This is a genomic window from Kitasatospora aureofaciens, assembly GCF_001188955.3.
In the GTDB taxonomy this organism is placed as follows: domain Bacteria; phylum Actinomycetota; class Actinomycetes; order Streptomycetales; family Streptomycetaceae; genus Kitasatospora; species Kitasatospora aureofaciens.
The window spans coordinates 1-429 of sequence record NZ_JPRF03000006.1; the positions used below are offsets into that span (position 1 = coordinate 1).

Annotated in this window: 1 protein-coding gene; it reads right to left on the reverse strand. The window is 73.2% G+C overall.

Annotation, left to right across the window (positions count from 1 at the left end):
• A partial coding sequence (locus HS99_RS04935) for a ketoacyl-synthetase C-terminal extension domain-containing protein (RefSeq protein ID WP_283809993.1) occupies positions 1–429 on the reverse strand: 429 nt, incomplete at both ends.

Below are 429 nucleotides of genomic sequence, written 5' to 3' on the forward strand. Positions count from 1 at the left end.
GGCCCATACCAAGCCGCTGCGAGCCCTGCCCGGAGAACAGGAAGGCGTGCTTGCCCTCCGAAGCCACCCCCCGGGCCACCTCCACGCCGTCCACCAGCACCGCCCGGTGCCCGAACCGCGACCGGCCGGCGAGCGTCAGTCCCACGTCGAGGGCGGACGGGCCGTCCAGGCGGGCGAGTTGCGCGGTCTGGGCATCGAGCGCGGCGGCGGACTTGGCCGATACCACCCAGGGCATCGAGGCCGGGGCAACCGAACCGTGCTGCACGGCCTCGGGTTCACCCTGCTCCAGGATCACATGGGCGTTCGTCCCACTGATCCCGAAGGACGACACACCCGCCCGGCGGGGATGACCGGTGGCCGGCCACTCGGCACCCTCCGCCAACAGCTCCACCGCCCCCGCCGACCAGTCCACGTGCGAGGACGGCGCAT